Origin of the sequence: Streptomyces sp. TBY4, assembly GCF_024213195.1 — a bacterium.
Taxonomy (GTDB): Bacteria; Actinomycetota; Actinomycetes; order Streptomycetales; family Streptomycetaceae; genus Streptomyces.
The window spans coordinates 1-25,336 of the sequence record NZ_JANAVF010000011.1 but is presented as its reverse complement, the minus strand read 5'-3'; the positions used below and the strand labels follow the sequence as shown (position 1 = coordinate 25,336).

General features: G+C 72.8%; 19 protein-coding genes. 10 read left to right on the top strand and 9 right to left on the bottom strand.

Annotated features, from left to right (window positions below; genetic code table 11):
• Positions 1 to 58: 58 nt before the first annotated feature.
• The gene (locus tag NLX94_RS24640) at positions 59 to 2,293 is read right to left on the bottom strand and encodes a PIG-L family deacetylase (protein ID WP_254385219.1); all 2,235 of its coding nucleotides are present in this window, start codon (positions 2,291 to 2,293) and stop codon (positions 59 to 61) included.
• A 227-nt stretch (positions 2,294 to 2,520) separates the two neighbouring features.
• On the opposite strand from NLX94_RS24640, the gene NLX94_RS24635 reads away from it, so the two are divergent.
• Positions 2,521 to 5,508, top strand: coding sequence for a bifunctional [glutamine synthetase] adenylyltransferase/[glutamine synthetase]-adenylyl-L-tyrosine phosphorylase (locus tag NLX94_RS24635; RefSeq protein WP_254385218.1), 2,988 nt, complete (start codon positions 2,521 to 2,523; stop codon positions 5,506 to 5,508).
• Between the two features lie 110 nt (positions 5,509 to 5,618).
• Positions 5,619 to 7,721 (top strand): VCBS repeat-containing protein, encoded by a 2,103-nt coding sequence (locus NLX94_RS24630; protein WP_254385217.1) that lies wholly within the window; start codon positions 5,619 to 5,621, stop codon positions 7,719 to 7,721.
• A gap of 57 nt (positions 7,722 to 7,778) precedes the next feature.
• Here NLX94_RS24630 and NLX94_RS24625 read toward each other — a convergent pair whose 3' ends face one another.
• The gene (locus tag NLX94_RS24625) at positions 7,779 to 8,660 is read right to left on the bottom strand and encodes an SDR family oxidoreductase (RefSeq protein WP_254385216.1); all 882 of its coding nucleotides are present in this window, start codon (positions 8,658 to 8,660) and stop codon (positions 7,779 to 7,781) included.
• Positions 8,661 to 8,769: 109 nt separating this feature from the next.
• Here NLX94_RS24625 and NLX94_RS24620 point away from each other — a divergent pair, with 109 nt between their 5' ends.
• Positions 8,770 to 9,174, top strand: a complete 405-nt coding sequence (locus NLX94_RS24620; RefSeq protein ID WP_254385215.1) for a helix-turn-helix domain-containing protein — start codon at positions 8,770 to 8,772, stop codon at positions 9,172 to 9,174.
• A 23-nt stretch (positions 9,175 to 9,197) separates the two neighbouring features.
• Here the strand turns inward: NLX94_RS24620 and NLX94_RS24615 are convergent, their stop codons facing one another.
• Positions 9,198 to 9,938, bottom strand: coding sequence for a PP2C family serine/threonine-protein phosphatase (locus NLX94_RS24615; protein WP_254385466.1), 741 nt, complete (start codon positions 9,936 to 9,938; stop codon positions 9,198 to 9,200).
• Between the two features lie 27 nt (positions 9,939 to 9,965).
• Complete coding sequence (locus NLX94_RS24610; protein WP_254385214.1) at positions 9,966 to 10,604, bottom strand: TetR/AcrR family transcriptional regulator C-terminal domain-containing protein; 639 nt, start codon at positions 10,602 to 10,604, stop codon at positions 9,966 to 9,968.
• 121 nt (positions 10,605 to 10,725) lie between these two features.
• Here NLX94_RS24610 and NLX94_RS24605 point away from each other — a divergent pair, with 121 nt between their 5' ends.
• Positions 10,726 to 12,399 (top strand): APC family permease, encoded by a 1,674-nt coding sequence (locus NLX94_RS24605; RefSeq protein WP_254385213.1) that lies wholly within the window; start codon positions 10,726 to 10,728, stop codon positions 12,397 to 12,399.
• Positions 12,321 to 13,922 carry an amidohydrolase gene (locus NLX94_RS24600; protein WP_254385212.1) on the top strand — a complete coding sequence of 534 codons (1,602 nt, stop codon included), beginning with the start codon at positions 12,321 to 12,323 and terminating at the stop codon, positions 13,920 to 13,922. Before NLX94_RS24605 ends, NLX94_RS24600 begins: the two co-directional genes overlap by 79 nt.
• Before the next feature lie 23 nt (positions 13,923 to 13,945).
• On the opposite strand, the gene NLX94_RS24595 is transcribed toward NLX94_RS24600, so the two are convergent.
• The 4 genes from NLX94_RS24595 to NLX94_RS24580 all read right to left on the bottom strand — a co-directional run bounded on the left by NLX94_RS24595 (position 13,946) and on the right by NLX94_RS24580 (position 18,822).
• On the bottom strand, positions 13,946 to 14,848 hold the full coding sequence (locus NLX94_RS24595; RefSeq protein WP_254385211.1) for a phosphatase PAP2 family protein: 903 nt from the start codon (positions 14,846 to 14,848) through the stop codon (positions 13,946 to 13,948).
• 155 nt (positions 14,849 to 15,003) lie between these two features.
• On the bottom strand, positions 15,004 to 15,705 hold the full coding sequence (locus NLX94_RS24590) for a hypothetical protein (RefSeq protein WP_254385210.1): 702 nt from the start codon (positions 15,703 to 15,705) through the stop codon (positions 15,004 to 15,006).
• A gap of 412 nt (positions 15,706 to 16,117) precedes the next feature.
• Positions 16,118 to 17,158, bottom strand: coding sequence for a LacI family DNA-binding transcriptional regulator (locus NLX94_RS24585; protein ID WP_254385209.1), 1,041 nt, complete (start codon positions 17,156 to 17,158; stop codon positions 16,118 to 16,120).
• Between the two features lie 26 nt (positions 17,159 to 17,184).
• Complete coding sequence (locus tag NLX94_RS24580) at positions 17,185 to 18,822, bottom strand: glycoside hydrolase family 13 protein (protein WP_254385208.1); 1,638 nt, start codon at positions 18,820 to 18,822, stop codon at positions 17,185 to 17,187.
• Positions 18,823 to 19,042: 220 nt separating this feature from the next.
• Here NLX94_RS24580 and NLX94_RS24575 point away from each other — a divergent pair, with 220 nt between their 5' ends.
• A complete protein-coding gene (locus tag NLX94_RS24575; protein ID WP_254385207.1) occupies positions 19,043 to 20,323 on the top strand; it encodes an extracellular solute-binding protein in 1,281 nt (426 codons plus the stop codon).
• Positions 20,324 to 20,338: 15 nt separating this feature from the next.
• Here NLX94_RS24575 and NLX94_RS39055 read toward each other — a convergent pair whose 3' ends face one another.
• Entirely contained in the window at positions 20,339 to 20,461 is a 123-nt protein-coding gene (locus tag NLX94_RS39055; RefSeq protein WP_302170432.1) for a hypothetical protein, read from the bottom strand.
• Here NLX94_RS39055 and NLX94_RS24570 point away from each other — a divergent pair.
• Genes NLX94_RS24570 through NLX94_RS24555 form a run of 4 tightly spaced genes read left to right on the top strand, consistent with a single transcriptional unit; the run spans position 20,460 to position 24,952 of the window.
• Positions 20,460 to 21,392: a carbohydrate ABC transporter permease gene (locus NLX94_RS24570; RefSeq protein ID WP_254385206.1), complete on the top strand. Its 933-nt coding sequence runs from the start codon at positions 20,460 to 20,462 to the stop codon at positions 21,390 to 21,392. The two genes, NLX94_RS39055 and NLX94_RS24570, sit on opposite strands and share 2 nt — an antisense overlap.
• The gene (locus NLX94_RS24565) at positions 21,389 to 22,258 is read left to right on the top strand and encodes a carbohydrate ABC transporter permease (RefSeq protein WP_254385205.1); all 870 of its coding nucleotides are present in this window, start codon (positions 21,389 to 21,391) and stop codon (positions 22,256 to 22,258) included. The genes NLX94_RS24570 and NLX94_RS24565 overlap by 4 nt, the downstream gene beginning before the upstream one ends.
• A 52-nt stretch (positions 22,259 to 22,310) precedes the next feature.
• On the top strand, positions 22,311 to 23,927 hold the full coding sequence (locus NLX94_RS24560; RefSeq protein WP_254385204.1) for a glycoside hydrolase family 13 protein: 1,617 nt from the start codon (positions 22,311 to 22,313) through the stop codon (positions 23,925 to 23,927).
• Positions 23,924 to 24,952 carry a LacI family DNA-binding transcriptional regulator gene (locus tag NLX94_RS24555; RefSeq protein WP_254385203.1) on the top strand — a complete coding sequence of 343 codons (1,029 nt, stop codon included), beginning with the start codon at positions 23,924 to 23,926 and terminating at the stop codon, positions 24,950 to 24,952. Before NLX94_RS24560 ends, NLX94_RS24555 begins: the two co-directional genes overlap by 4 nt.
• The last annotated feature ends 384 nt before the right edge of the window (positions 24,953 to 25,336 follow it).

Sequence of the window (25,336 nt, the reverse complement as noted above, 5' to 3'; positions counted from 1 at the left end):
CGGAAAACGCCCCCTCGGAGGGGCGTCGATTGGTCCGCTCAGAGCTCCTACGGCGTGGTCAGGGCGAGCCGTTCGGCGGTCCCACCGGCTGCCAGGGGGCCAGGTGCGCGTTCGGACCGTCCGCCGAGGAGGTCACGTACAGCCGCCCGTCGAGCCCCATGACCGCCAGGTTCACCGTGTCCTTGCCGTTCATCGTCGAGGAGGGCGCCCCGACGAACACCAGCGGCGACCGCTCCCACGACCCGCCGCGGCCGAGCTCCGAGCCCAGTTGGCCGCCCGCGGCCCGGCCGGCCAGCAGACGGCCGCTCACCGTCACCGGGCCGAAGCCCGACGGGCCTCCCACGTCCGTGACTCCGGTCACCTTCAGCCCGCCGTCACCCGTGACCAGGGCGGTACCGACCCCGCCCGAATCCGGCTTGCGGAACCACAGCCGTACGCCGTCCTCCCGGCCCTGCGCCGTGATCGGCAGCGCCGGAGCCGGCAGCCCGGTCGCGGTGGCGGGGCCGAGCGGGGCGCCGGCCTTCGGCTGGGCCCAGCCCAGCACGGTCTTGGTGGTCGCGGCGAGGACGATGCGGCGCCCGGCGGGGTCGGTCGCGACGGCCGGGCTGCCGTGCAGGTCGGAGCCGCCGTACTGCTCCCAGGGGCCCCAGGTGCCGGTCGGGGACTGCACCCGCCCGCGCAGCGTGTACGCGCCGTCGCGCACGTAGACCGCGAGCTGCCCGGAGCCGTCGACGGCCACCGCGGGCGCGCTGATGTCGGAGGTCCAGTTCTCGTCGGAGGTCTCCGGAGTGCCGAGCGAGGTCCAGTCCCCGAAATCGGGGGAGCCGGGCGCCTTCTGCACGCTCTGGACGACCTCGCGGGTGTAGCCGGCGGGCTCGGCCCCGAAGGAGGTACGGGTGCCGAAGGCGGCGATCCGGCCGTCGGGCAGCGTCACGGTGGAGATGCCCTGGTCCATCACGGTGCCGGCGGCGCCGGGGAGCAGCCGGGGGCCGCTCCAGGCGCCGAGCAGGCCGTCGCGGTGCCAGACGGCGAGCTGCCCGTCGAGCACCCTGAACGCCCACAGGCCGCGCTTCGCGTCGGAGGCCAGCCAGGAGGTGGCGGTGCCGCGGGCGTAGTTGATGGTGGAGGACCAGTGGTTGCCGGCCGGGTGGTCGGCGACCTTCAGGTCCCCGCAGCCGGCGGCGCTGCCGCAGTGGTTCTGCCGGTCGGTCCACGCGTAGGTGTCCAGGACGTCCAGTTTGGCGCGGGCCTCGTCGGGGGCGAGGGCGCCGGGGAGCGAACCGTTGAGGTAGCCGAGGTAGTTCTGCACGGAGAAGTGCGGGCGGTCCCGGACCTCCTTCGCGTAGGAGGCCAGGGCGAGCTGGACGAAGCGGGCTCCGTAGAAGTGGTCCTGATGGTCCGTGTAGTGCTTGTTGCCGGGGAACCGGCCCGGCGTCGGGTCCTGGGAGCGGACGGTGGTCGGCTTGTAGCGCTCCAGGACCCCGACGAGGGTCCGGACGACCTGCTCCTTCGTGTACGTGAACTCCTGCCCGACCGGGGAGCCGGAGGCGAGCATCGACTCCAGGCGGGGGACCCGGCCGTCCCAGAGGCCGTGCAGGCTGTCGGGCCGGTCCGCCCAGACGTTGCCGGCCTCGCGCAGCTGCAGCCAGACGAGGTGGACCTGCGGCTTCGCCGTGAGGACGTCCACCTCGGCGTGGCCGCCGCCCGCGGTCGGCACCACGGTGCGGTGCCAGGGGCTGTCCCGGTCGCCGGTGGCCATCTGCGCGTAGGCGGCGCGGATGCCGTTCTGGCGGGCCTCGGCGTAGGCGGGTTTGTCGGCCGGGGTGGAGGCCACCTGGGCCTCGCCGGCGTTGATGCCGTCGGCCTCGCCGGAGGTGAGGTACACCGAGGTGACGGGATGGCCCGCCGCTATCGAGTACCGCAGGTCCGGGTTCATGAAGTAGAGGTCGTCGTCGGGGTGCGCCACGATCTGCAGCACCCGGCCGGGATCCGCGGGGGCCGTCCGGTCGGCGGCCGCGGACAGGGGGGCCACCGCCCGGCCGTCGGCGGTGCCGGGACGGGTGAGGGCCTCGCCCACCTCGCTGCCCCGCAGCAGGAGCAGCCCCCCGGCGGCGGCCACCGCACAGACCCCGGCCACCCTGGTGGCCCGCCGCCGCTTGACGGCCCGCCGCCGCGCGCGGGCGCCTGGCGACGCGCCCGCGGGGCCACCGGCCGGGCCGTCCGTCGGGCCACCGGCCGGGCCGTCGGTCGCGGCGCCGGGAGGGGCTTCGGCCGGGGGTTCGCGGTCGGGCATCTGGCTCCTCCTGGCCGGTCGGGCGGGGGCGGGCCCCGTAGGGCGACAATTCTCCCCATCATCTGACAATCCGTCGCATCGGGCATTCGGTGAGTCGAACGCCTGCTCCGGCTAGGCTCTCCCCGGGCGGAAGCACGGGCGCTGCCACCGGCGGCATCCGCCGTAGGCGACACCCCCGGCAACCGCCCGGCCAGGGCAAGGGCCCCACGTACGCGGGAGGCGGCGGGATGACAGTCCCGGGACGCAGGAGCAGTACCTTCAGCCGGCTGCTGCGCAGCGGGTTCACCGACCCCTCGGCCGCGGCCCGGCTGCTCGACACCGACGCGCTGGCCGCCGTACGCGCCGATCCGGTGCTCCTCGACGCCCTCGGGGCCACCGCCGATCCCGACCTCGCGCTCCTCGGGCTGGTCCGGATCGCCGAGGCGCAGTCACCCGAGGAGCTGCCCGTCCTCCTCGACACCCTGGTCAGCGCCAAACCCCTGCGCGACCGCCTCCTCGGCGTGCTCGGCGCCTCCGAGGCCCTCGGCGACCACCTCGCCCGCCACCCCCGGGACTGGCAGGCCCTGGTCACCTACGAGGCCGCCGATCTGCACCCCGGGCTGCCCGAGTTCGAGCAGGGCCTGGCCGGCGCCCACGACCCCGTCGACCTGCGCGTCGCCTACCGCCGCTGCCTGCTGTCCATCGCCGCCCGCGACGTGTGCGGGACCATAGACGTAGCCCAGACCGCCGCCGAACTCGCCGACCTGGCCACCGCCACCCTCCGCGCGGCCCTGCGCATCGCGACCGCCGCCGCCCCCGAGGACGCGGCCGTCTGCCGGCTCGCCGTCATCGCCATGGGCAAGTGCGGCGGCAACGAGCTGAACTACGTCTCCGACGTGGACGTCATCTTCGTCGGCGACGCGGCCCCCGGCGCGGACGAGGGCAAGGCCGTCCAGGCCGCCACCCGGCTCGCCTCGCACCTCATGCGGATCTGCTCCGAGACCACCGTCGAAGGCACCATCTGGCCCGTCGACGCCAACCTCCGCCCCGAGGGCAGGAACGGTCCGCTCGTCCGCACCCTCTCCTCCCACCTCGCCTACTACCAGCGCTGGGCCAAGACCTGGGAGTTCCAGGCCCTCCTGAAGGCCCGCGCCGTCGCGGGCGACGAGGCGCTCGGCGCCGAGTACATCGCCGCCATAACTCCCCTCGTCTGGCAGGCCGCCGAGCGCGAGAACTTCGTCGCCGACGTCCAGAAGATGCGCCGCCGGGTCGTCGACAACATCCCCGCCGCCCAGGTGGACCGCGAGCTGAAGCTCGGCCCCGGCGGCCTGCGCGACGTCGAGTTCGCCGTCCAGCTCCTCCAGCTCGTGCACGGCCGCTCCGACGCCACCCTGCACTCCGGCACCACCCTCGACGCGCTCACCGCCCTCGCCGCCGGCGGCTACGTCGGGCGCGCCGACGCGGCCCAACTGCACGACGCGTACCGCTTCCTGCGGGCCATGGAGCACCGCATCCAGCTCTACCGGCTGCGCCGCACCCACCTCGTCCCCGAGGACGAGGCCGACCTGCGGCGCCTGGGCCGCTCCCTGGGCCTGCGCACCGAACCCGTCGCCGAGCTCAACAAGGCCTGGCGCCGGCACGCCTCCGTGGTCCGCCGCCTGCACGAGAAGATCTTCTACCGGCCGCTGCTCGACGCCGTCGCCCAGCTCGCCCCCGGCGAGACCCGGCTCTCCCCGCGCGCCGCCGGCCAGCGCCTCGAAGCCCTCGGGTACGCCGATCCGGCCGCCGCCCTGCGCCACCTGGAGGCCCTCGCCTCCGGAGTCACCCGCGCCGCCGCCATCCAGCGCACCCTGCTGCCCGTGCTCCTCGGCTGGTTCGCCGACTCCGCCGACCCGGACGCGGGCCTGCTGAACTTCCGCAAGGTCTCCGACGCCCTCGGCAAGACCCCCTGGTACCTGCGCCTCCTGCGCGACGAGGGCGCCGCCGCGGAGAACCTCGCCCGCGTGCTCTCCGCCGGACGGCTCGCCCCCGACCTCCTCATGCGCGCCCCCGAAGCGGTGGCCCTGCTGGGCGACCCCGAGGGCCTGGTTCCCCGTACGCACGAGGCGCTGGAGCAGGAGGTGCTCGCCGCCGTCGGCCGCGCCGAGAACCCGGAGGCCGCGGTGGCCGCCGCCCGCGGGGTCCGCCGCCGCGAGCTGTTCCGCACCACCGCCGCCGACATCATCGGCTCCTACGGTACGGAGGACAGCCCGGCCGAGGAGGACCACGGAGCCCTGGTCGACCGGGTCGGCCGCGCCGTCTCCGAACTCACCGCCGCCACCGTCGCCGGAGCCCTGCGCGCCGCCGTGCAGGGCCACTGGGGCGACACCCTGCCCACCCGCTTCGCGATCATCGGCGTGGGCCGCTTCGGCGGTCACGAGCTCGGCTACGGCTCCGACGCCGATGTCCTCTTCGTCCACGAGCCGCGCGAGGGCGTCGACGAACAGGAGGCGGCCCGGGCCGCCCAGCAGGTCGTCTCCGAGATGCGCAGGCTCCTGCAGATCCCCACCGCCGACCCGCCGCTGCTCATCGACGCCGACCTGCGCCCCGAAGGCCGCTCCGGCCCCCTGGTGCGCACCCTGCCCTCCTACGCCGCCTACTACCGCCGCTGGTCCCTTACCTGGGAGTCCCAGGCCCTGCTGCGCGCCGAACCGGTGGCCGGCGACCCCGACCTGGGCCGCCGCTTCATCGAGCTGATCGATCCGCTGCGCTACCCGGTGGAGGGCCTCGGCGAAGACGCCGTCCGCGAGATCCGGCGCCTGAAGGCCCGGATGGAGTCCGAACGGCTGCCCCGGGGCGCCGACCCGACCCTGCACACCAAGCTCGGCCGCGGCGGCCTCAGCGACGTCGAGTGGACCGTCCAGCTGATCCAGATGCGGCACGCCTGGGCGGAACCGGGCCTGCGCACGACCCGGACCCGCGAGGCCCTGGCCGCCGCGCACGCGGCCGGCCTGATCCCGACCGAGGAGGCGCAGATCCTGGACGAGGCCTGGGTGCTGGCCACCCGGGTCCGCAACGCCGTGATGCTGGTCCGCGGCCGGGCCGGCGACACCTTCCCCTCGGAGGCCCGCGAACTGGCGGCGGTCGGCCGCTACCTCGGCTACGCGGAGGGCACGGTCGGGGACATGCTGGAGGACTACCGCCGTATCACCCGCCGGGCGCGGGGCGTGGTGGACGAGCTGTTCTACGGCGGGTAGGCCCGGGCTGTCACCCCCACCGGCCGTGATCACGGCCTGAGATACGCTCCGCGTACTTTCATGCATCTCATGCATTTCATGCGTTTCAAGGCCCGGGGGGGCTCCTTCTCATGACCATGCGATCCCGCACGATGCTCGGCGTCGCGCTCACTCCCGTCCTCGCGCTCGGGCTCGCCGCACCGGCCGCCTCCGCGGCGCCGCCGAGCCCCGCCCAGGACGCGTCCACCGCCGCGGCCGCGGCCCCGCAGCTCGGTCCGTGGACCAAGCCCACTCGGCTGGACCAGCCGATCACCAACATGGTGATGGCCAAGAACGGCACCGTGGTGGCGCTGGCGGACGGCAAGGTGCTGCGGCGTCCCGCCGGGGCGACGGGCTGGATCACCAAGGCGGCGCCCGGCGCCAGAGGCCTCATGGCACTGCCCGACGGCTCCGTCCAGTTGGTGGGGCAGGACGAGAGCCCGACCACCGGCGTGCAGACCTGGACCGCGGTGCTCGCCCCGGGTGCCACCGAGTTCTCGGCAGCGCAGCCCTTCGCAGGGCACTACGAAGCCCGCTTCGCGGGCAGTGCCTCGGGACACGTCGTCGCCGCCTGGTACACGGACGGCAAGGTCTATGCCTCCGAGCGGACGGCCCAGGGAGCCTGGTCGGCTCCGGCCACCCTGGCCACCGTCGCCCAGCCCCGTTACTTCAGGTTCGTGTCCCTCGCGGTCGCCAACGACGGTACGGCGCTGGTGTCCTGGGGCGACACGCCCGTGGGGGAAGCGCGCCAGTTCCAGACCGTGGAGAAGGCCGCCGGCGCGGCGCAATGGAGCGCGCCGCGTGATCTCGGCCTGGCCGGCTCGCCCTACGACCTGCAGGTCTTCGCACACCCCAAGGGCGGGTTCCACATGGTGTGGAACGCCCGGGCGGACACCGCGCAGTCCCCGGACGTCGCACTGTCCTACGCGCGGCGGCCGGCCGGCACCACGTCCTGGAGCCGCGCCGAGCTCGTCGGCACCGGGACCGCCACCGGCATCAACGCACCGATGGTTCTGCCGAACGGCGATGTCCTCCTGATGAGTTCGAACCGCGGGCCCTGGTACAGCGTGCGGTCGGCGGCCAAGGGCACATGGGCGACCGGCCAGCGCTTCCCGTACACGGCCCAAGGCGCCCTCATCCACCTGCGCAGCGCGCTCGCCCCCGACGGCACCGTTGTCGTCACCTGGACCCGGTCGAGCAGCGTGGGTCGCGTCCCCCAGGTGTCCACGTTCGTCGGTGGTACCTGGTCGGCGCCCACCACGCTCGTGGGCCGGCCCCCCGAGGCGAACAGTAACTCCGGCGACGTGATCATCGACGGTCAGGGCCGGCCGCTCGTGCAGTTCACTCAGTGGGAGACCCGCGCCGACGGTTCCAGCCACGAGGTGGGGTACCTCGCGACCACCACCCCGCGCAAGCTTCCCGTACGGCGCGATCTCACGGGCGACGGCAAGGCCGACGTCCTCGGGCTCTCGACCGCGGGCAACCTCAAGCTCATCTCGGGAGCGGGTCTCACCAAGGCCCCGTTCACGGTGCCCGGCTGGGACCCCGCCACCGAGGTCCTGCCCTTCGGGGACCTGAACGGCGACCGCTGCAACGACGTGTTCGTCCGCCTGCCCGGCGGCGAGGCCCGCATGTACACCCCGGTGTGCGGAGGACTGCCCTCGCCCGGATCGGCGTACAAGAAGATCGCCTCGGACTGGAAGGGCTACGACGCCTTCACCGCTCCCGGGGACCTCACCGGCGACGGCCGCACCGACCTGCTGGCCCGCGACGTCGCCACCGGCACCCTCTACCTCTACGCCGACAACGGCGCGGGCGGCTTCGCGGCCCGGGTCAAGATCGGCACGGGCTGGAACGGGTACAAGAAGATCATCGGCGCGGGTGACCTCACCGGTGACGGCAAGGCCGACCTGCTCGCCCTCGACACCTCCGGCGAGCTGTGGCGCTTCAACGGCACCGGGACCGGGACCGGCGCGGGTACCTTCAAGAGCCGCGTCCTGGTCTTCAAGGACTGGGGCGGCTCCTACAAGGACATCGTCGGCGCCGGGGACCTGAACGGCGACGGCAAGGCCGACCTCCTCTCCCGCGACACCCTGGGCCGGCCGTGGCTGAACGCGGGCAACGGCACCGGCGGCTTCGGCAACCGGACCGCCCTCGGCACCGAGCAGATCTGGGACTACACGAAGATCTCCTAGCGCCCGCGAGGGGCCGGAGGCGAGCCGGTACGGCTTGCCTCCCGCCCTGCGACGGGCTCAGCCCGCGCTGCGTGCGGTGGCCTCCGCCACGGCCTCCGCGACCGTCACCGCCATCGGGGTCGTGGGGCGGCCGATCAGGCGGGACAGGTCGCCGGAGGTGCCGGCCAGCCGGCCGCGCTCGATGGCGAGGTCCACGTCGACCAGGATCCCGGCGAACTCCTCCGGGACGCCCGCGCCCGTCAGGACGGCGTGGTGGGCCTCCGGGGTCACGGCGTTGTACGTGATCTCCCGCCCGGCCGCCCCGGCCACCGCCGCCGCGTACTCCGCGAAGGACCAGGCCGCGTCGCCGCTCAGCTCGTACGCCCGGTCGAGGTGCCCCTCCCCGGTCACCACGGCCGCGGCCGCCGCCGCGTAGTCGGCCCGCGCCGCCGAGGCCACCCGGCCCTCGCCCGCGTTGGAGAGGACCGCCCCGTGCGCGAGCACCGGCGCCAGGTTGCCGGTGTGGTTCTCGGTGTACCAGCCGTTGCGCAGGAAGGTGTACGGCAGGCCCGAGGCGAGGATCAGCTCCTCGGTCGCCCGGTGCTCGGCGGCCAGCGCGAAGTCCGCGTCGGGGCCGCCCAGGATGCCGGTGTACGCGAACTGCGCCACCCCGGCCGCCTTCGCCGCGTCGATCACGGCGGAGTGCTGGGGGACCCGGCGGCCGACCTCGCTGCCGGAGATCATCAGGACGCGGTCACCGGACCGGAAGGCTCCGGCGAGGGTCCCGGGGGCGTTGTAGTCGGCGATGCGCAGCTCGATGCCCCGGGCGGCGAGCGGGGCGGCCTTCTCCTCGTCGCGGACGACGGCGGCGATCTCCCCGGCGGGGACGCCCCGGGCGAGCAGCTCGTCGATGACGAGACGGCCGAGGGCTCCGGTGGCTCCGGTGACGACGATGCTCATGGCGGGTTCACTCCTGCTCTGTGCCTTGCTTCCCGTTCCCGGGCTGTGCACTCACCGTACGGCGGACACTAACTAAACGGCAGTACCCACTTTGAAGTAAGGTACTGACATGGGAGTAAGTGAGAAGCTGATCCAGGCCGAGGCCATGTGCCCGCACCGCCTCGTCCTGGAGCACGTCACCAGCCGCTGGGGCGTCCTCGTACTGGACGCCCTGCTCGACCGCTCGTACCGGTTCAGCGAACTGCGCCGCCACGTCGGGACGCTGGCCAGGGTCAGCGAGAAGATGCTGACGCAGACCCTCCAGACACTGGAGCGCGACGGCTTCGTGCACCGCGACGCCAAGCCCGTCATCCCGCCCCGCGTGGACTACTCGCTCACCCCGCTGGGCCGCGAGGCGGCCGAACGGGTCCGTGCCCTCGCCCACTGGACGGGCCTGCGCATGGACGATGTGGAGAAGGCCCGCGCGGCCTACGACGAGACGAAGCGGCGGCAGGCGGCGGCAGCCGCGAACTAGCAGCAGCCGCGAACTAGCGGGCCTCAGGCGCCGATGCGCACCAGCGCGAGCGTGATGTTGTCGGGGCCCCCGGCCTCGATGGCGGCCCTCCACAGCTCGAAGGCGGCCTTGCCGTCGTCGTGCACGCGCAGCACCTCGTCGATGGCCTCGTCGGGCACCGGGTCGGTCAGCCCGTCGGTGCACACCAGGTAGCGGTCGCCCGCGGACAGCGGGAAGGCCGCCACGTGCGGGGTGAGGACGTGCTCGGCACGGCTTCCGCCGAGGGTCTGCGTGACGGCGGACGTCGTACGGTGCCCGGGCAGCGGCGGCGGGCTGTCGTCCACGCTGACCTGGTGCAACCCGTCCGCGGCCACCCGGAACACCTTGCTGTCGCCGACGTTGAACGACAGCAGCGACTCCGCCATCACCAGGGTGCCGGCGACCGTGGTCCCCATCGAGGTCAGCTCCGGACGGCCGTCGGTGGCGGAGTGCACCGCGCGGTTGCAGAGGTTCAGCGCGTCCTCGACGGCCTCGGCGCCGTCCAGCGTGGGGCCGAGCAGGGCGAGTTCCCGGACGACCAGCTCACTGGCGACCTCACCGGCCGGCTGCCCGCCGAGCCCGTCGGCGACCGCGACGACGAGCGGCCTGCCGAGGGGGAACATCAGCGTCTGGGGGCTGCGCGTCGTGGTCCCGCACAACGTCCACGGCCCGATGACCAGGCTGTCCTCGTTGTGCTCGCGGACCAGCCCGACATGGCTCAGTGCGGTCACGGCTATGTACGCCACCACGAAGTCCCGCCTTTCCGACCTGCCCTACCCGCCGGCCGACGCGTCTCCCGCCCCCATTGTCCCGCCGCCGAGCAGGTCCCGCGCGTACGCCAGGAACGCCGCCAGGCCCACCTCGAAGGCGGCCTCCGCCCGGCCCGGGCCCTGCGCGGCCAGGGCCCGGGCGAGCAGCGGGGTGCCCGGGGTGGGCTCCCACATGGCGTCGGGGGCCGCGAGGTCCAGCGCCGAGCCCAGGACCAGGTTCTCCAGGCCGGTGAGCAGCGGCATCACCTGCTCCGCGGCGAAGCCGGCCCGCAGCAGCAGGGCCACCGCCCGTTCGTACTGCGCGAGCACCGCGGGTGCCCGTACCGGGGTGGTCATCAGCAGCGGGATGGCCCGCGGATAGGCGGCGAAGGCAGCCCGGTACGAGCGGGCCCAGGCCTCCAGGGCCCGGTCCCAGGGCTCCGGCGCGGCCAGCGTGCCGCCGTCGATGGCGGCGCAGACCCGTTCGCGGACCAGCTCGATCACCCCGGCCCGGCCGTCCACGTGGTGATACAGCGACCCGGTCTGCACCCCGAGCGCGCGGGCGATCTGCGGAACGCTGAACTCTCCCTGCTCGGCCAGCAGTTGCAGGGCGGCAGCGCCGATCCGCTCCCGGTCGAGCAGTGGGGTGCGCGGCCGCGCCATCGTATTTCTCCCGCCGTCAGGTCTTCCCGTACGCCAAAACCGGAGGCTACATTGCCGCAAACCGAAAGCCTTTAGGTTTTTGGTTCCCCACCGCCTGCCGTTCGCAGAAGGGTGCCCCCGCATGCCCGAAACGCCCGAGCCGCCGAGAACGAGACCACGTACGAGTGCCGACCTGCGCCGCGGCGCGCTCGGCACCGCCGACATCTCCTTCTTCGTCGTCTCCGCCGCCGCCCCGCTCACCGTCATGGCCGGCGTCGCCCCCGTCGCGATCCTCCTCGGCGGCGTCGGCGCCCCCGCCGGCTACCTCCTCGCCGGCCTCACCCTCGCCGTCTTCGCCGTCGGCTTCACCACCATGAGCCGCCACGTCCGCAGCGGCGGCGCCTTCTACGCGTACATCTCCCGCGGCCTCGGCAAGCGCGTCGGCATCGGCGCCGCCCTGCTCGCCCTCATCGGCTACAACGGCATGGAGATCGGCGTCTACGGGCTTCTCGGCACCACCACCGCCGACACCGGGCGGGCCCTCGCCGGCCTGGACATCCCCTGGCTGCCGGTCTCCCTCGCCGGCCTCCTCCTCATCTGGTACGGCGGCTTCCGCTCCATCGACTTCGGCGCGAAGCTGCTCGGCGTCCTGCTCGTCGCCGAGACCGGGATACTCGTCCTGCTCGCCGGCGGGGTCCTCGCCGAGGGCGGCGCCCACGGACTGTCGGCCGGCTCCTTCGCCCCCGGCGCGGTGCTCGTCCCCGGCACCGCCGCCGTCCTGGCCTTCGCCTTCGCCGCGTTCACCGGCTTCGAGTCCACCGTCATCTACCGCCGCGAGGCCCGCGACCCCGACCGCACCATCCCGCGCGCCACCTACATCGCCGTCGCCTTCCTCGGCCTCTTCTACGCCTTCATCGTCTGGACCGTCATCCAGGCCTTCGGCTCGGCCGAAGTGCTCGCGGCCGCCGCCGAGGACCCCGCCGGGCTCTTCTTCACCGCCATCACCACCTACGTGGGCCCCTGGGCGGCCGACCTGATGCATGTCTTCATCGTCACCAGCGTCATCGCCTCCCTCCTCGCCTTCCACAACGCCATCAACCGGTACGCGCTCGCCCTCGCCGAGGAGGGCGTCCTGCCCGCCGCCCTCGGCCGGATCCACCCGCGCCACGGCTCCCCGTACGTCGCGGGCGCCGCGCAGACCGCCCTCGGCGCCGTCGTCGTCCTCGGCTTCGCCCTCGCCGGAGCCGACCCGTACCAGCAGCTCCTGCTCTGGGTGAACACCCCGGGCATGATCGGCCTCATGGCCCTGATGCTGCTCGCCGCCATCGCCGTACCCGTCTACTTCCGCCGCGTCCGGCACGACGAGGGGCCCTGGCGGACCCTGATCGCGCCCGTCACCGCCGCCCTGCTGCTGGCCGTCGCGATCTGCCTGGTCGTCTCCAAGGTGGCCCTCTTCACCATGGCCTCCACCACCGTCAACACCCTCCTCGTGGCCCTCGTCCCCGCCGTCTTCCTCGCCGGGCTCGCCCTCGCCCAGCGCCTGAAGACCCGCCGGCCCGAGGTCTACGCCCGCTTCGCGGAGGACCCGTCCGGGGCCGCAGAACCCGCAGCGCCCCCAGCGCCCGTAGGACCCCCGGCGCCTGCGGCGCAGGGGGAGTCCGCGGCGCCCGTAGCGTCCCCATGGCCCGCAGTGCCCGTACAGCCCGACCAGCCCGAAACCCCCCAAGGAGCAGAGCCGTGCCCGCTGCCGACACCGTCCTCACCGGAGCCCGCGTCCGCACCCTCGACCCCAACCGCCCCGAGGCCCGTGCGGTAGCCGTCCTCGGCGGCGAGATCGTCGCCGTCGGCGACGAGGCCGACGTCCGCGACTGGCGCGGCCCCGGCACCGAGACCGTCGACCTCGCCGGCGCCACCCTCACCCCCGGCCTCACCGACGCGCACAGCCACCCCGTCTGGGGCATCGAGATGGCCACCGGTACGGACCTCTCCGCCGTCACCGACCTCGACCAGCTCCGCGCCGCCCTGCGCACCGCCGACCGCGGCCCCGGCGGCTGGATCACCGGCTTCGGCCTCGACCACAACGCCTTCGGCGGCCGCCCCGTCGACAAGGAGCTGATCGAGGAGGCCCTCGCCGGCGCCCCCGCCTTCCTGCGCCTCTACGACGGCCACTCCGCCCTCGCCTCCGGCGCGGCCCTGGCCGCCGCCGGGATCACCGGCCCGCGCACCTTCGCCCAGCGCTCCGAGATCGTCTGCGACCCCGACGGGCGGCCCACCGGCCACCTCGTCGAGCACGCCGCCATGGCCCTGGTCGGCTCGCTCGCGCCGAAGCCCACGTACACCGAGCGCCGGGCGCGCCTCACCGCCCTGCTCGGCGACATGGCCGCCACCGGCCTGACCGGCGCGCACGTCATGGACCTCGGCGACGGGGACGTACCCGCCCTGCTCGCGACCGTCGAGTACGAGGGCGACCTGCCGCTGCGGCTGAACCTCGCCCCCTGGTGCATGCCCGGAGCCACTGGGGAGGACCTGGAGGAGCTGATCGAACTCCAGCGGCTCGCGGGCCGCCACTGGAAGGTCGGCGGGGTGAAGTTCTTCATGGACGGCACCGTCGAGGGCGGCACCGCCTGGCTGGAGCACGCCGACTGCCACGGCAGGGGCACCGACGCCTTCTGGCCCGACCCGCACGCCTACGCGGAGGCGGTACGGGTCCTCGACGCCGCCGAGGTGCGCACCGCGACCCACGCCATCGGCGACGCAGCGGTCCGGCACGTGCTGGACACCGTGGAGGCACTGGGCCCGCGGGCCCGGCTGCGGCACCGGATCGAGCACATCGAGACGGTCCCCGACGGCCAGCTGAAGCGGTTCGCGGAGCTGGGGGTGATCGCCTCGATGCAGCCGCCGCACACCGCGTACACCCGGGCCGACCACAGCGACGAGTGGTCCAGGCGGCTGGGGGAGGAGCGGGCCGGCCGCGCCTGGCGCTGCCGCGACCTGCGCGAGGCCGGAGCGGTGCTCGCCCTGGGCTCGGACTGGCCGATCGCCCACTACGACGCCCGCCAGGTGCTGGCCACCGCCCGCTCCCCGCGGGGCGCGGCCTCGGCCGGTACGGGGGCCTGGACGGGTGCGGCCCTGACCGGGCTGATGGCGCTGGAGGGCATGACCTCGCACGCCGCGCTGGCGGCGGGGGAGGAAGCGGTGGCGGGGCGGATCGCGGCCGGTTTCCGGGCGGACCTGACCGCCTTCGGCCTGGACCCGGTGGAGGTCCCGGCGGACGAGCTGGCCGGGGCGCCCGTACGGCTCACCATGTCGGGAGGCCGCATCACCCACAGGGAGGGGTGAGGGGGGAAGGAGCGGGCCGGGGCTCAGCGCTGGAAGCGGGCCAGCGCCGGATGGTTCAGGACGGCTGCCGCCACCGGGTGGCGGCCGGTCTCCTCGGGCCGGCGCGGCAGCCGGTGCGGGAGGGACCCGTACCAGGCGCGGGAGACGGCGTAGCCGAAGGCCAGGCAGAGCATGCCGCCGACGGCGTCGAGCCAGAAGTGGTTGGCGGTGGACACGATCACGACCAGGGTCGCCGCCGGGTAGAGCAGGCCCAGGATCCGGGCCCAGGGGGCGGAGGCGACCGCGAAGATCGTCAGCCCGCACCAGAGCGACCACCCTATGTGCATGGACGGCATGGCCGCGTACTGGTTCGACATGTGCTTGAGGTTGCCCGAGGCCATCGAGCCCCAGGTGTGGTGGACCAGCACGGTATCGATGAAGTTCTGCCCGTTCATCAGCCGGGGCGGCGCGAGCGGGTAGAAGTAGTAGCCGACCAGGGCCACGCCGGTGGTGGCGAAGAGGACGAGCCGGGTCGCCGCGTAGCGGCCGGGATGAAAGCGGTAGATCCAGACGAGCACGCCGATGGTCATGACGAAGTGGAGCGTGGCGTAGTAGTAGTTCATGCCCACCACGAGCCAGGTCACCGAATCGACGGCGTGGTTGATCCGCTCCTCGACGGCGATGCCGAGCGCCTGCTCCACCCGCCAGATCCAGTCGGCGTTCGCGAGCGCGGCCGCCTTCTGCTCGGGGACGGCGTTGCGGATCAGCGAGTACGTCCAGTAGCTGACCGCGATCAGCAGGACCTCGAACCAGATCCTGGGCCGGCGCGGGGCGCGCAGCCGGGAGAGCAGGGCGCGCCCGGACGGCTCCGGGCGGTCGCTCTCGTTCACAGGGGATGACGAGACGTCCGTCCGGGTATCCAGTGTCTTCACGCTCGCTTCACCCATAGGAAAAGAGTCTGCCAGATGCGGACTCCCCTCCGATCATCCCCTGGGACGGTCTTGACCGCAGTCCCTCCGCCTCTCGGAGGAGCGGGGGCCGGGCGTCCCCCAAGGGTCTCCGGGGGACGCCCTCGGGGGCTCTCGGGGGGCGCACGGACCGGCTAGAACTTGCCGTTGCAGATCAGGTCGCCGTCGGCGCCGTAGACGGTCACGAGGCCGTTCTTCGAGGTGAAGGCGTCGGCGAAGGCGGAGACGATCAGCTTGCACGTGCCGTGGGAGCCTCCCGTGATCCCGCCCTTCAGATCGGTGTAGACCGAGGGGGCGTCCAGGATGTCGTTGAACTTCTCGACGCCCTGGATCTTGGTCACGTGCTGCACGGCGTCCTTCTCCTGCACGGTGCCGTGACTGTTCACGCCGTCCACGAACGCGGCCAGCGCGTCGGCCTTCGACGGGGGAGCCTTGGGAGCCTCGGGCGTCGCAGACTGTGCCGCCGGGGCCTTCGACGGGGCCGACGGCGCCGCGGCCGGCTTGGCGTCCGAGGACGCCGAGTCCTTCGCCTGCTTGCCGGCGCCCAGAGCGGAGCTGATCATGCCGAGGAGCACCAGGGCGGCGAGTACCCCGAGGAAGATCTTCTGCGCCTTCGTGACGGGGCGCCGGGACCTGGCGTGACCGTCACTGGTGTACGTGACCACCGCGTCGGCGCCGAGCTTGTGCCAGATGGTGATGCACAGCCACACCACGCCCCAGGCCCCGCAGGTCAGGACGGTGAGGATGAGGTGGAGGGTGTGGCCGGTCTTCTTCTGAGGCTGAGGCTGCGCCGGGGGCGGCGGCGGTTGCGGAGGGTACTGCTGCTGGTACTGCACGTGGTTCTCCCGTGTCGGAGTGGGGGCGGGCACGGGCGCCGGAGTGTCGGCCGGTCGCGATGGAGGCACGGAAAGGGGGAGGGTGCGCGTCGAACCCGTCCGGGAGCGATGGCCGGCTGTCCGGAGGGGGATGTGAGCGGCGCTCCCGCCGTGCGCTGCCTCACTGTTTCATGACCTTTTAGGGCCTAATCGCACCGAAAGTCCCGGTCGTGCGGACCAAAGCCCCCGCCGGGGCGCGAGCCGGTCGCGCCCGGAAGGGCGGATGGCCTGTCAGGGGGTGGCGGACCGGGGCGGGATGGGGCGCGCGGGCTCAGGCGGCGTACCGGGTCCTTGGTCCCGCGGCCCTGCCGGAGTCGACGGGCGTACGGGCCCCATGGCCCGGTTGTGCGTACGGCCCCCGCGGACCCCGCCCTCAGGCGCGGGCGGTTCCGCGGCCCTGCTGGGGGCCCGAGGCGGTGGAGCCGCGGACGACCAGCTCGGGGAGGAAGACGAACTCGCTGTGCGGTGCCGGCGTGCCGCCGATCTCCTCCAGCAGGGTCCGCACCGCGGCCTGGCCCATGGCCTGCACGGGCTGGCGGATGGTGGTCAGCGGCGGATCCGTGAACGCTATGAGCGGGGAATCGTCGAAGCCGACCACCGACACGTCCTGCGGGACCTTCAGCCCCTGCTGCCGGGCCGCCCGGATCGCGCCGAGCGCCATCATGTCGCTCGCGCACACCACCGCCGTGCAGCCGCGCGCGATCAGCGCGGCCGCGGCGGCCTGCCCGCCCTCCAGCGTGTAGAGGGAGTGCTGGATCAGCTCCTCGACCTCCTCCTCGCCGAGGCCGAGCCGCTCCTTCATGCCGAGCCGGAAGCCCTCGATCTTGCGGAGCACCGGCACGAACCGCTTGGGCCCGACGGCCAGCCCGATCCGGGTGTGCCCGAGCGCGGTCAGATGGGTCACCGCGAGCTGCATCGCGGCCCGGTCGTCGGGGGAGACGAAGGGGGCCTGCACCTTGTCGGAGAAGCCGTTGATGAGGACGTACGGGACGCCCTGTCCGCGGAGTTGGTCGTAGCGGCCCATGTCGGCCGTGGTGTCCGCGTGCAGCCCGGAGACGAAGATGATCCCGGAGACCCCGCGTTCGACGAGCATCTCCACGAGCTCGTCCTCGGTGGACCCGCCGGGCGTCTGCGTGGCCAGCACCGGGGTGTAGCCCTGCCGGGTCAGCGCCTGGCCGATGACCTGGGCGAGCGCCGGGAAGATGGGGTTGTCGAGCTCGGGGGTTATCAGGCCGACGAGTCCCGCGCTGCGCTGGCGCAGGCGTACGGGGCGTTCGTAGCCGAGCACGTCGAGTGCGGCCAGCACGGATTCACGGGTGCCTGCGGCCACACCGGGCTTGCCGTTGAGCACGCGGCTGACTGTGGCTTCGCTGACCCCCGCCTGGGCTGCGATGTCGGCTAGCCGTGCGGTCACGGGATTGGACTGTACCGGTCGGACGTTCACCATGACCACCACGTGCACGAATCCGGGGGAAGCCGGACAGTGCGGCCGTCCGTCTCCACCGGGGCGCTGGACAGGACGGGACGTCCGGGGGAGGGCAGTTCGACCGGGATCGGGCGGGTGTTGAGCGTGCACGCGAAGCCGGGGCGGGTGAAGAGCAGCACCCCCTCGGGCGCGGGCAGCCACTGCATCCCGGCGGCTCCGGCAGCCGGCCCGGGCTGCCCCGCCTCCGGCGCCCCGAGCCCCGGCATCGCACGGCGCAGTTCCAGGGCGGCGCGGTAGAGCTCCAGGGTGGAGTGGGGGTCGCCGGTCTGCGCGGCGACGCTCAGCCCGGCCCAGTCGGCCGGCTGCGGCAGCCAGCTCCCGCCCGGCCCGAAGTCGTACGGGGCTTCGGTGCCCGACCACGGGATCGGTACGCGGCAGCCGTCGCGCAGCCCGTCCTGCCCGTCGCCGCGCGCGAAGGCCGGGTCCTGGCGGACCGCGTCCGGGAGGTCGGTCACCTCCGGCAGGCCGAGCTCCTCGCCCTGGTAGACGTACGCCGATCCGGGCAGCGCCAGCATCAGCAGCGCGGCCGCCCGCGCCCGGTCCAGGCTGCCGTAGCGGGTGCGGTGCCGCACGACGTCGTGGTTGGACAGCACCCAGGTGGTCGGCGCGCCCACCGAGCCGGTGGCGGCCAGGGACTCGTCGATGACGGTCCGCAGCGCACCGGTCTCCCAGGGGCATTCCAGGAAGCGGAAGTTGAAGGCCTGGTGCAGCTCGTCGGGGCGGACGTACAGCGCCAGCCGCTCGGAGCTGGGCGCCCAGGCCTCGGCGACCCCGATGCGGGGGACCTCGTAGGAATCGAGCAGCCGCCGCCAGGAGCGGTGGATCTCGTGGACGCCGTCCTGGTCGAAGAAGGGGAGCGGCTCGGTGCCGATCAGGGTGGCCTGGGCGCCGCGGCCGATGTCCGGCATCCCCGGGGCCTTGACCATCCCGTGGGCCACGTCCACCCGGAAGCCGTCGACGCCGAGGTCGAGCCAGAACCGCAGGACGGCGGAGAACTCCTCCGCCACCTCGGGGTTCTCCCAGTTCAGGTCGGGCTGCTCGGGGGCGAAGAGGTGCAGGTACCAGGCGCCGTCCGGGGTCCGGCTCCAGGCGGGACCGCCGAAGACCGATTCCCAGTCGTTGGGCGGGAGCTCCCCGCAGGGCCCCCGGCCCGGGCGGAAGTGGTAGCGCTCGCGGGCCCCGGGCTCCCCGGCCAGCGCCGCCCGGAACCAGGCGTGCTGCTCGGAGGTGTGGTTCGGGACCACGTCCACGATCACCCGCAGCCCCAGTGCGTGTGCGGAGCGGATGAGCTCGTCGGCGTCGGAGAGGTCCCCGAAGAGCGGGTCGACGGCCCGGTAGTCGGCGACGTCGTAGCCGCCGTCCGCCTGCGGGGAGACGTAGAAGGGGGTCAGCCACACCGCGTCGACCCCGAGCCGGGCCAGGTGGGGCAGGTGCTCGCGGACCCCGCGCAGGTCCCCGATCCCGTCGCCGTCGCTGTCCGCGAAGGAGCGCACGTACACCTGGTAGATGACGGCATCGCGCCACCAGCCGCCGTTCGCGGTGGCATTGCTGGAAGCGCTTGCAAGCCGGGAGGCCGTCAACTCGTGGGTCATACCGGGTCAACGCGCGTACGCACCCCCTGGTTGCGGGCCCGGACCGTCGAAGGGGATTCGAACTAACAGCAAGCTGCGGCAACCGTCCGGACACGCGGATGTAACGATCACCCCTTCTTGCAGAAAGTTCCCGCAAGGTCTTTCGGTCGGCTTTCAGGCTTGTTACGTTCTCGGCAACTCGGGACCGCGAGGCGCGGCCGGGATCATCGAAGGAGTTCATATGCGGCGTGGCATAGCGGCCACCGCGCTGGTCGCGGCTCTGGCGCTCGCGGCGACGGCTTGCGGCGGTGACACCAAGGACGGCGGCGACAGCGGCGGCGCCAAGGCCGACGGGGAGCTCTCCGGCACGGTCACGTGGTGGGACACCTCGAACGACGCCGAGAAGGCGTCCTTCCAGAAGATCGCCGAGGCGTTCACCGCCAAGCACCCCAAGGTGACCGTCAAGTACGTCAACGTTCCCTACGGCGACGCCCAGAACAAGGTCAAGAACGCCTTCAGCAGCGGCTCCGAGGCCCCCGACGTGATCCGCGCCGACGTGGGCTGGGTCGCCGACTTCGCCTCCCTCGGCTACCTCGCCGAGGTCCCGGCCGACACGGCCAAGAAGGTCGACGCCGAGTTCCTGCCCCAGGCCGCGGCCAGCGGCAAGTACGAGGGCAAGACCTACGCGGTCCCGCAGGTCATCGACACCATGGGCCTCTTCTACAACAAGAAGATGCTCGCCGACGCCGGCGTCGAGCCCCCGAAGACGCTGGAAGAGGTGAAGACCGCCGCCGCGGCCATCAAGGCCAAGACCGGCAAGGCCGGCCTCTACCTGCGCGGCGACGACTCCTACTGGTTCCTCCCCCTCATCTACGGAGAGGGCGGCGACCTCGTCGACGCGAAGAACAAGACGGTCACCGTCGACAACGCGGCGGGCGTCAAGGCATTCAAGGCCGCCCGCGACCTGGTCACCTCGGGTGCGGCGATCACCAACGCCACCGACGGCTGGACCAACATGCAGACCGCCTTCAAGTCGGGCGAGGCCGCGATGATGATCAACGGCCCCTGGGCCGTGGCCGACAGCTACGCGGGCGACCAGTTCAAGGACAAGGCCAACCTCGGCATCGCCCCGGTCCCGGCTGGCTCCGTCAAGGCGGGCGCCCCGCAGGGCGGCCACGACCTCGCCGTCTACGCGGGCTCCAAGAACATCGCCGCCGCGAACGCCTTCGTCGACTACATGACCTCGCAGGAGGTGCAGGTCCAGTCCGCCAAGGAGCTGAGCCTGCTCCCGACCCGGACCGCCGCCTACGAGCAGCCCGAGGTCAAGTCCAGCGAGATGGTCCAGTTCTTCAAGCCGGCCGTGGACAAGGCCGTCGAGCGCGCCTGGATCCCGGAGAACGGCTCGCTCTTCGCGCCGCTCCAGGTCGAATACACCAAGGCGATCACCGGGGCCTCGAGCCCGGAGGACGCGGCCAAGGCGGCCGGCGTCGAATTCCGCAAGATCCTCAAGGGCTGGAAGTAACGAAAAGATGGCTGCTCACACCAGCCAGTCGGTGGCGAAGGCCGCGGGCAGCGAGACCGGTCCTGACGCCGGTCCCGCCGCCCGCGGCCGGAGCCGCAGGACTGACAGCAGGAACGACAGGGACGGCAGGGGCGGCATGAGCCGTCCCGGGCTGAAGCGGGCCCTGGCCACGCACTGGTACGCCTGGGCCATGATCACCCCCGTGGTGCTCGTGCTCGGCGTGATCATCGGCTGGCCGCTCGTCCGCGGCATCTACCTGTCGCTGACCGACGCCACCGAGCGCAACGTCAGCCGGACCATCGGCGCCAACCACATCGAGGCGACGTACGAGTTCATCGGACTCGACAACTACGCCGAGGTCCTCGCCGACCCGGTGTTCCTGCAGCGGCTGGTGTGGACGGTCCTGTGGACCGTCGCCTGCGTGTCGATCACCTTCGCGCTCGGCCTCGGCCTCGCCACCGTGCTCAACCGCGAGTTCAAGGGGCGCGCCGCCTACCGGATGGCGCTCATCCTGCCCTGGGCCGTCCCCGGATTCGTCTCCGTCTTCGCCTGGCGGTTCCTCTTCAACCGCGACAACGGCATCCTCAACAAGATCCTCGAAGGCGGCGGCATCTCCGCCGTCCCGTGGCTCGACGACCCGACCTGGGCCAAGATCGCGGTCATCGCCGTCAACGTCTGGCTCGGCGTCCCCTTCATGATGGTCGCCCTGCTCGGCGGCATGCAGTCGATCCCCGGCGAGCTCTACGAGGCGGCCGAGATGGACGGGGCCCGCCCCTGGCAGCGGTTCCGCCACATCACCCTGCCGGGACTGCGCTCGGTCAGCATGACCGTGATCCTGCTCTCCACCATCTGGACCTTCAACATGTTCCCGGTGATCTTCCTGCTCACCCGGGGCGGCCCGGGCGACTCCACCGAGATCCTGGTGACCCAGGCCTTCCGCGAGGCGTTCGTGACCAGCCCGCGCGACTTCGCCGTCTCGGCGACCTGGGGCGTACTGATCCTCCTGCTGCTCATGATCTTCGCGCTGGTCTACCGGCGCTCGCTGCGGAAGCAAGGAGAGGTGTGGTGACCGTGACGACCACCTCCGCGACGGGATCCGCCGTCCGCCCCCGGGGCAAGCGCTCCCCGCTCGCCTCCGCCGGCCTGCACGGCACCCTCGTCGTCGCCGCCGTGATCGCGGTCTTCCCGGTGCTGTGGGTCCTGCTGACCTCCCTCAAGCCCGCGAAGCACGCCATCTCCACGGACTTCGTCAAGGAACCCACCCTCGACAACTACCGCTACCTGGTGGAATCGACCTCCTTCCTCACCTGGTTCGGCAACTCCGTCCTGGTCGCCGGCATCACCACCGTCCTCGGGGTGTTCATCGCCGCCACCACCGGCTACGCCGTCAGCCGCTTCAAGTTCCCCGGAATGAAGCCGCTGATGTGGACCCTGCTCATCACGCAGATGTTCCCGATGGCCATCCTCATCGTCCCGCTCTACAACCTCATGGGGGACCTGGGGCTGCTGAACCAGCCGATCGGCCTGGTCATCACCTACCTCACCATCGCCGTGCCGTTCTGCGCCTGGATGATGAAGGGCTTCTTCGACACCATCCCGGTCGAGATCGACGAATCCGGCCGCGTCGACGGGCTCAACCCCTTCGGCACCTTCTGGCGCCTCATCCTGCCGCTCGCCAAGCCCGGCCTCGCCGTCACCGGCTTCTACGCCTTCATCACCGCCTGGGGCGAGGTCGCCTACGCCTCCGCCTTCATGGTCGGCGAGGAGAACCTCACGCTCGCCGGCGGCCTGCAGACCTTCGTCACCCAGTACACCTCCAACTGGGGTGCGATGAGCGCTGCTTCCATCCTCATCGCCATCCCCGCGGCGTTCTTCTTCCTCTTCGCCCAGCGTCACCTCGTCGCCGGCATGACGGCGGGCGCGACCAAGGGCTGACCACCCCGCGCCCCGCCCTCGTACCACCCGGCCCGACCTCTTCAAGGACGACATGACCCAGCACCTCGCCGCCGAAACCTCATGGGACGGCCTCCCCACCTCCACCGGCACCCTGCCCGGCTGGTGGAGAGAAGCGGTGATCTACCAGGTCTATCCGCGCAGTTTCGCCGACTCCGACGGGGACGGCATGGGGGACCTCGAAGGCATCCGCAGCCGACTGCCCTACCTCAAGGACCTCGGCGTCGACGCCGTGTGGCTCAGCCCCTTCTACGCCTCCCCGCAGGCCGACGCGGGCTACGACGTCGCCGACTACCGGGCCATCGACCCGATGTTCGGCAGCCTCCACGACGCCGACGCCGTGATCCGCGAAGCGCACGACCTGGGCCTGCGGATCATCGTGGACCTCGTGCCGAATCACTGCTCCGACCAGCACGAATGGTTCAAGCAGGCGCTGCGCGAGGGGCCCGGTACGCCGCTGCGCGAGCGGTTCCACTTCCGGGCGGGGCGGGGCACCGACGGGGCCGAGCCCCCGAACGACTGGGAGTCCATCTTCGGCGGACCCGCGTGGACGCGGGTCGCCGACGGGGAGTGGTACCTGCACCTCTTCGCGCCCGAGCAGCCCGACTTCAACTGGGAACACCCGGCCGTCCAGGACGAGTTCCGCTCGATCCTGCGGTTCTGGCTCGACCTCGGCGCCGACGGCTTCCGCATCGATGTCGCCCATGGCCTGGTCAAGGCGCCCGGCCTGCCCGACCTCGGGCGGGGAGAGCAGCTGAAGCTGCTGGGCAACCAGGTGCTGCCCTTCTTCGACCAGGACGGCGTCCACGAGATCTACCGCTCCTGGCGGAAGGTGCTGGACGAGTACGCCGGCGACCGGATCGGCGTGGCCGAGGCCTGGACGCCGAGCGCCGACCGGACGGCCCTGTACCTGCGGCCCGACGAACTGCACCAGGCCTTCAACTTCCACTACCTGAACACCGGCTGGGACGCCGCCGCGCTGCGCGCCACCATCGACGAGTCGCTCGACGCGATGCGCCCCGTGGGGGCCCCGACGACGTGGGTGCTGTCCAACCACGACGTGGTGCGCCACGTGACGCGGTACGGGGGCGGGGAGGAGGGACTGGCCCGGGCGCGGGCGGCCGCGCTGCTGATGCTGGCGCTGCCCGGATCGGCGTACGTCTACCAGGGCGAGGAGCTCGGACTGCCGGAGGTGACCGACCTCCCGGACGCGGTCCGCCAGGACCCGGCCTTCGCGCGCGGCGACGGGCAGGACGGGCTGCGCGACGGCTGCCGGGTACCGATCCCGTGGTCGGGTACGGAGGCCCCGTACGGCTTCGGTGGCGGCGGGAGCTGGCTGCCGCAGCCGGCCGAGTGGGCCGGGCTGAGCGTGGCCGCGCAGACCGGGGACCCGGGCTCGACGCTGGAGCTGTACCGGGCCGCGCTGCGCCTGCGGCGCTCGCAGCCGGAGCTGGGCGCCGGCGACGGCGTGCAGTGGCTGGAGGCTCCGGCGGGCGTCCTGGCCTTCCGCCGGGGGGACTTCACCTGCACGGTCAACACCACGGACGGGGCGGTACGGATGCCCGCGCCGGGCACCGTACTGCTGGCGAGCGGGCCGCTGCCCGACCCGTCGGAGCTGCCGGCCGACACGGCGGTGTGGTGGCGGGGATGACCTCCCCGCTGCGGCTGACGGACATCGCCGCGCAGGCCGCGGTCAGCGAGGCGACCGTCAGCCACGTGCTCAACGGCAAGGCGGGCGTGGCGTCCGGCACCCGGCACAAGGTGCTGGCCGCCATGGACCTGCTGGGCTACGAGCGCCCGGTCCGGCTGCGGCGGCGCAGCAACGGGCTGGTGGGGCTGTTGACGCCGGAGCTCACCAATCCGATCTTCCCGGCGTTCGCGCAGGTCATCGAACAGACGCTGGCGGGACACGGGTACACGCCGGTGCTGTGCACGCAGAGTCCGGGCGGGGCCACCGAGGACGAACTGGTGGAGCAGCTGGAGGAACGCGGGGTGACGGGGATCGTGTTCCTGTCCGGCCTGCACGCGGACTCCTCGGCCGACCCTTCGCGCTACCAGCGGCTGGCGGCGCGGGGGGTTCCGTTCGTGCTGATCAACGGCTTCAACGAGCAGGTCCAGGCCCCCTTCATCTCCCCGGACGACCGCGCGGCCGCGGAGATGGCGGTCCGCCACCTGGAGGACCTGGGCCACCGCAGGATCGGGCTGGCCATCGGGCCTACGCGCTACGTGCCGTCGGCCAGGAAGGAGGCGGGTTTCGCCGCCGCCCTTCCGTCGGCGGCGGCCGAAGGCCTGGTGCAGCGCACCCTGTTCACGGTCGAGGGCGGCCACGCGGCGGGCGGCGCCCTCCTGGACCGGGGCTGCACGGGCATCGTCTGCGGCAGCGACCCGATGGCCCTCGGCGTCATACGGGCGGCGAGGGAGCGGGGCCTGCGCGTCCCGGAGGACATCTCGGTGGTCGGCTTCGACGACTCCCCGCTGATCGCCTTCACGGACCCCCCGCTGACCACGGTCCGCCAGCCGGTCCGCGCGATGGCCACGGCAGCGGTGGGCGCCCTCCTGGAGGCGATAGCCGGCACGCCGGTCCAGCGCACGGAGTACGTCTTCCAGCCGGAACTGGTGGTCCGGGGCTCTACGGGGCAGGGGCCGGGGGTGGGGGTGGGGGTGGGGGTGGGGTAGGGGGTTCATCCCCCACCCACCCACCACCCTCCTTCGGTGGTTGCCCACCCGTCCCCCTCGGAGCTGAGGCGCGGGCACGGATCACTGCTGGTGGGGTAGGGGGTTCTACGGGGCCCTGCGGGGGCGGGGCTTCAGCCCCCCTCTCACCACCACCCTCAGACGGTGGTTGCCCACCCGCCCCCCTCGGAGCCGGGGCGCGGGCACGGATCACTGCTGGTGGGGTCGGGCGTTCGCTTGTGCTGCGGGTGGGGCTTTGGCTGCGTCATGGTCCGGGGGGCGTCCCGGCAGTCCAGTGTCCTTTCGGGGTGGGCCGGTCCCTCAAGGGCGCTCCTTCGTCGCGTCGCTACGCGATGGCCTTCGGCCACCCTTGACCGACCGACCCAC

Bases quoted from the DNA above. Each gene is read 5' to 3' on its own strand.
- NLX94_RS24635 (WP_254385218.1), top strand. From the start codon at position 2,521: ATGACAGTCCCGGGACGCAGGAGCAGTACCTTCAGCCGGCTGCTGCGC.
- NLX94_RS39055 (WP_302170432.1), bottom strand. From the start codon at position 20,461: ATGCCGCCCCTGCCGTCCCTGTCGTTCCTGCTGTCAGTCCTGCGGCTC.
- NLX94_RS24610 (WP_254385214.1), bottom strand. From the start codon at position 10,604: ATGGCGCGGCCGCGCACCCCACTGCTCGACCGGGAGCGGATCGGCGCT.
- NLX94_RS24560 (WP_254385204.1), top strand. From the start codon at position 22,311: ATGACCCAGCACCTCGCCGCCGAAACCTCATGGGACGGCCTCCCCACC.
- NLX94_RS24625 (WP_254385216.1), bottom strand. From the start codon at position 8,660: ATGAGCATCGTCGTCACCGGAGCCACCGGAGCCCTCGGCCGTCTCGTC.
- NLX94_RS24555 (WP_254385203.1), top strand. From the start codon at position 23,924: ATGACCTCCCCGCTGCGGCTGACGGACATCGCCGCGCAGGCCGCGGTC.
- NLX94_RS24570 (WP_254385206.1), top strand. From the start codon at position 20,460: ATGAGCCGTCCCGGGCTGAAGCGGGCCCTGGCCACGCACTGGTACGCC.
- NLX94_RS24580 (WP_254385208.1), bottom strand. From the start codon at position 18,822: ATGACCCACGAGTTGACGGCCTCCCGGCTTGCAAGCGCTTCCAGCAAT.
- NLX94_RS24605 (WP_254385213.1), top strand. From the start codon at position 10,726: ATGCCCGAAACGCCCGAGCCGCCGAGAACGAGACCACGTACGAGTGCC.
- NLX94_RS24640 (WP_254385219.1), bottom strand. From the start codon at position 2,293: ATGCCCGACCGCGAACCCCCGGCCGAAGCCCCTCCCGGCGCCGCGACC.
- NLX94_RS24595 (WP_254385211.1), bottom strand. From the start codon at position 14,848: ATGGGTGAAGCGAGCGTGAAGACACTGGATACCCGGACGGACGTCTCG.
- NLX94_RS24620 (WP_254385215.1), top strand. From the start codon at position 8,770: ATGGGAGTAAGTGAGAAGCTGATCCAGGCCGAGGCCATGTGCCCGCAC.
- NLX94_RS24630 (WP_254385217.1), top strand. From the start codon at position 5,619: ATGACCATGCGATCCCGCACGATGCTCGGCGTCGCGCTCACTCCCGTC.
- NLX94_RS24575 (WP_254385207.1), top strand. From the start codon at position 19,043: ATGCGGCGTGGCATAGCGGCCACCGCGCTGGTCGCGGCTCTGGCGCTC.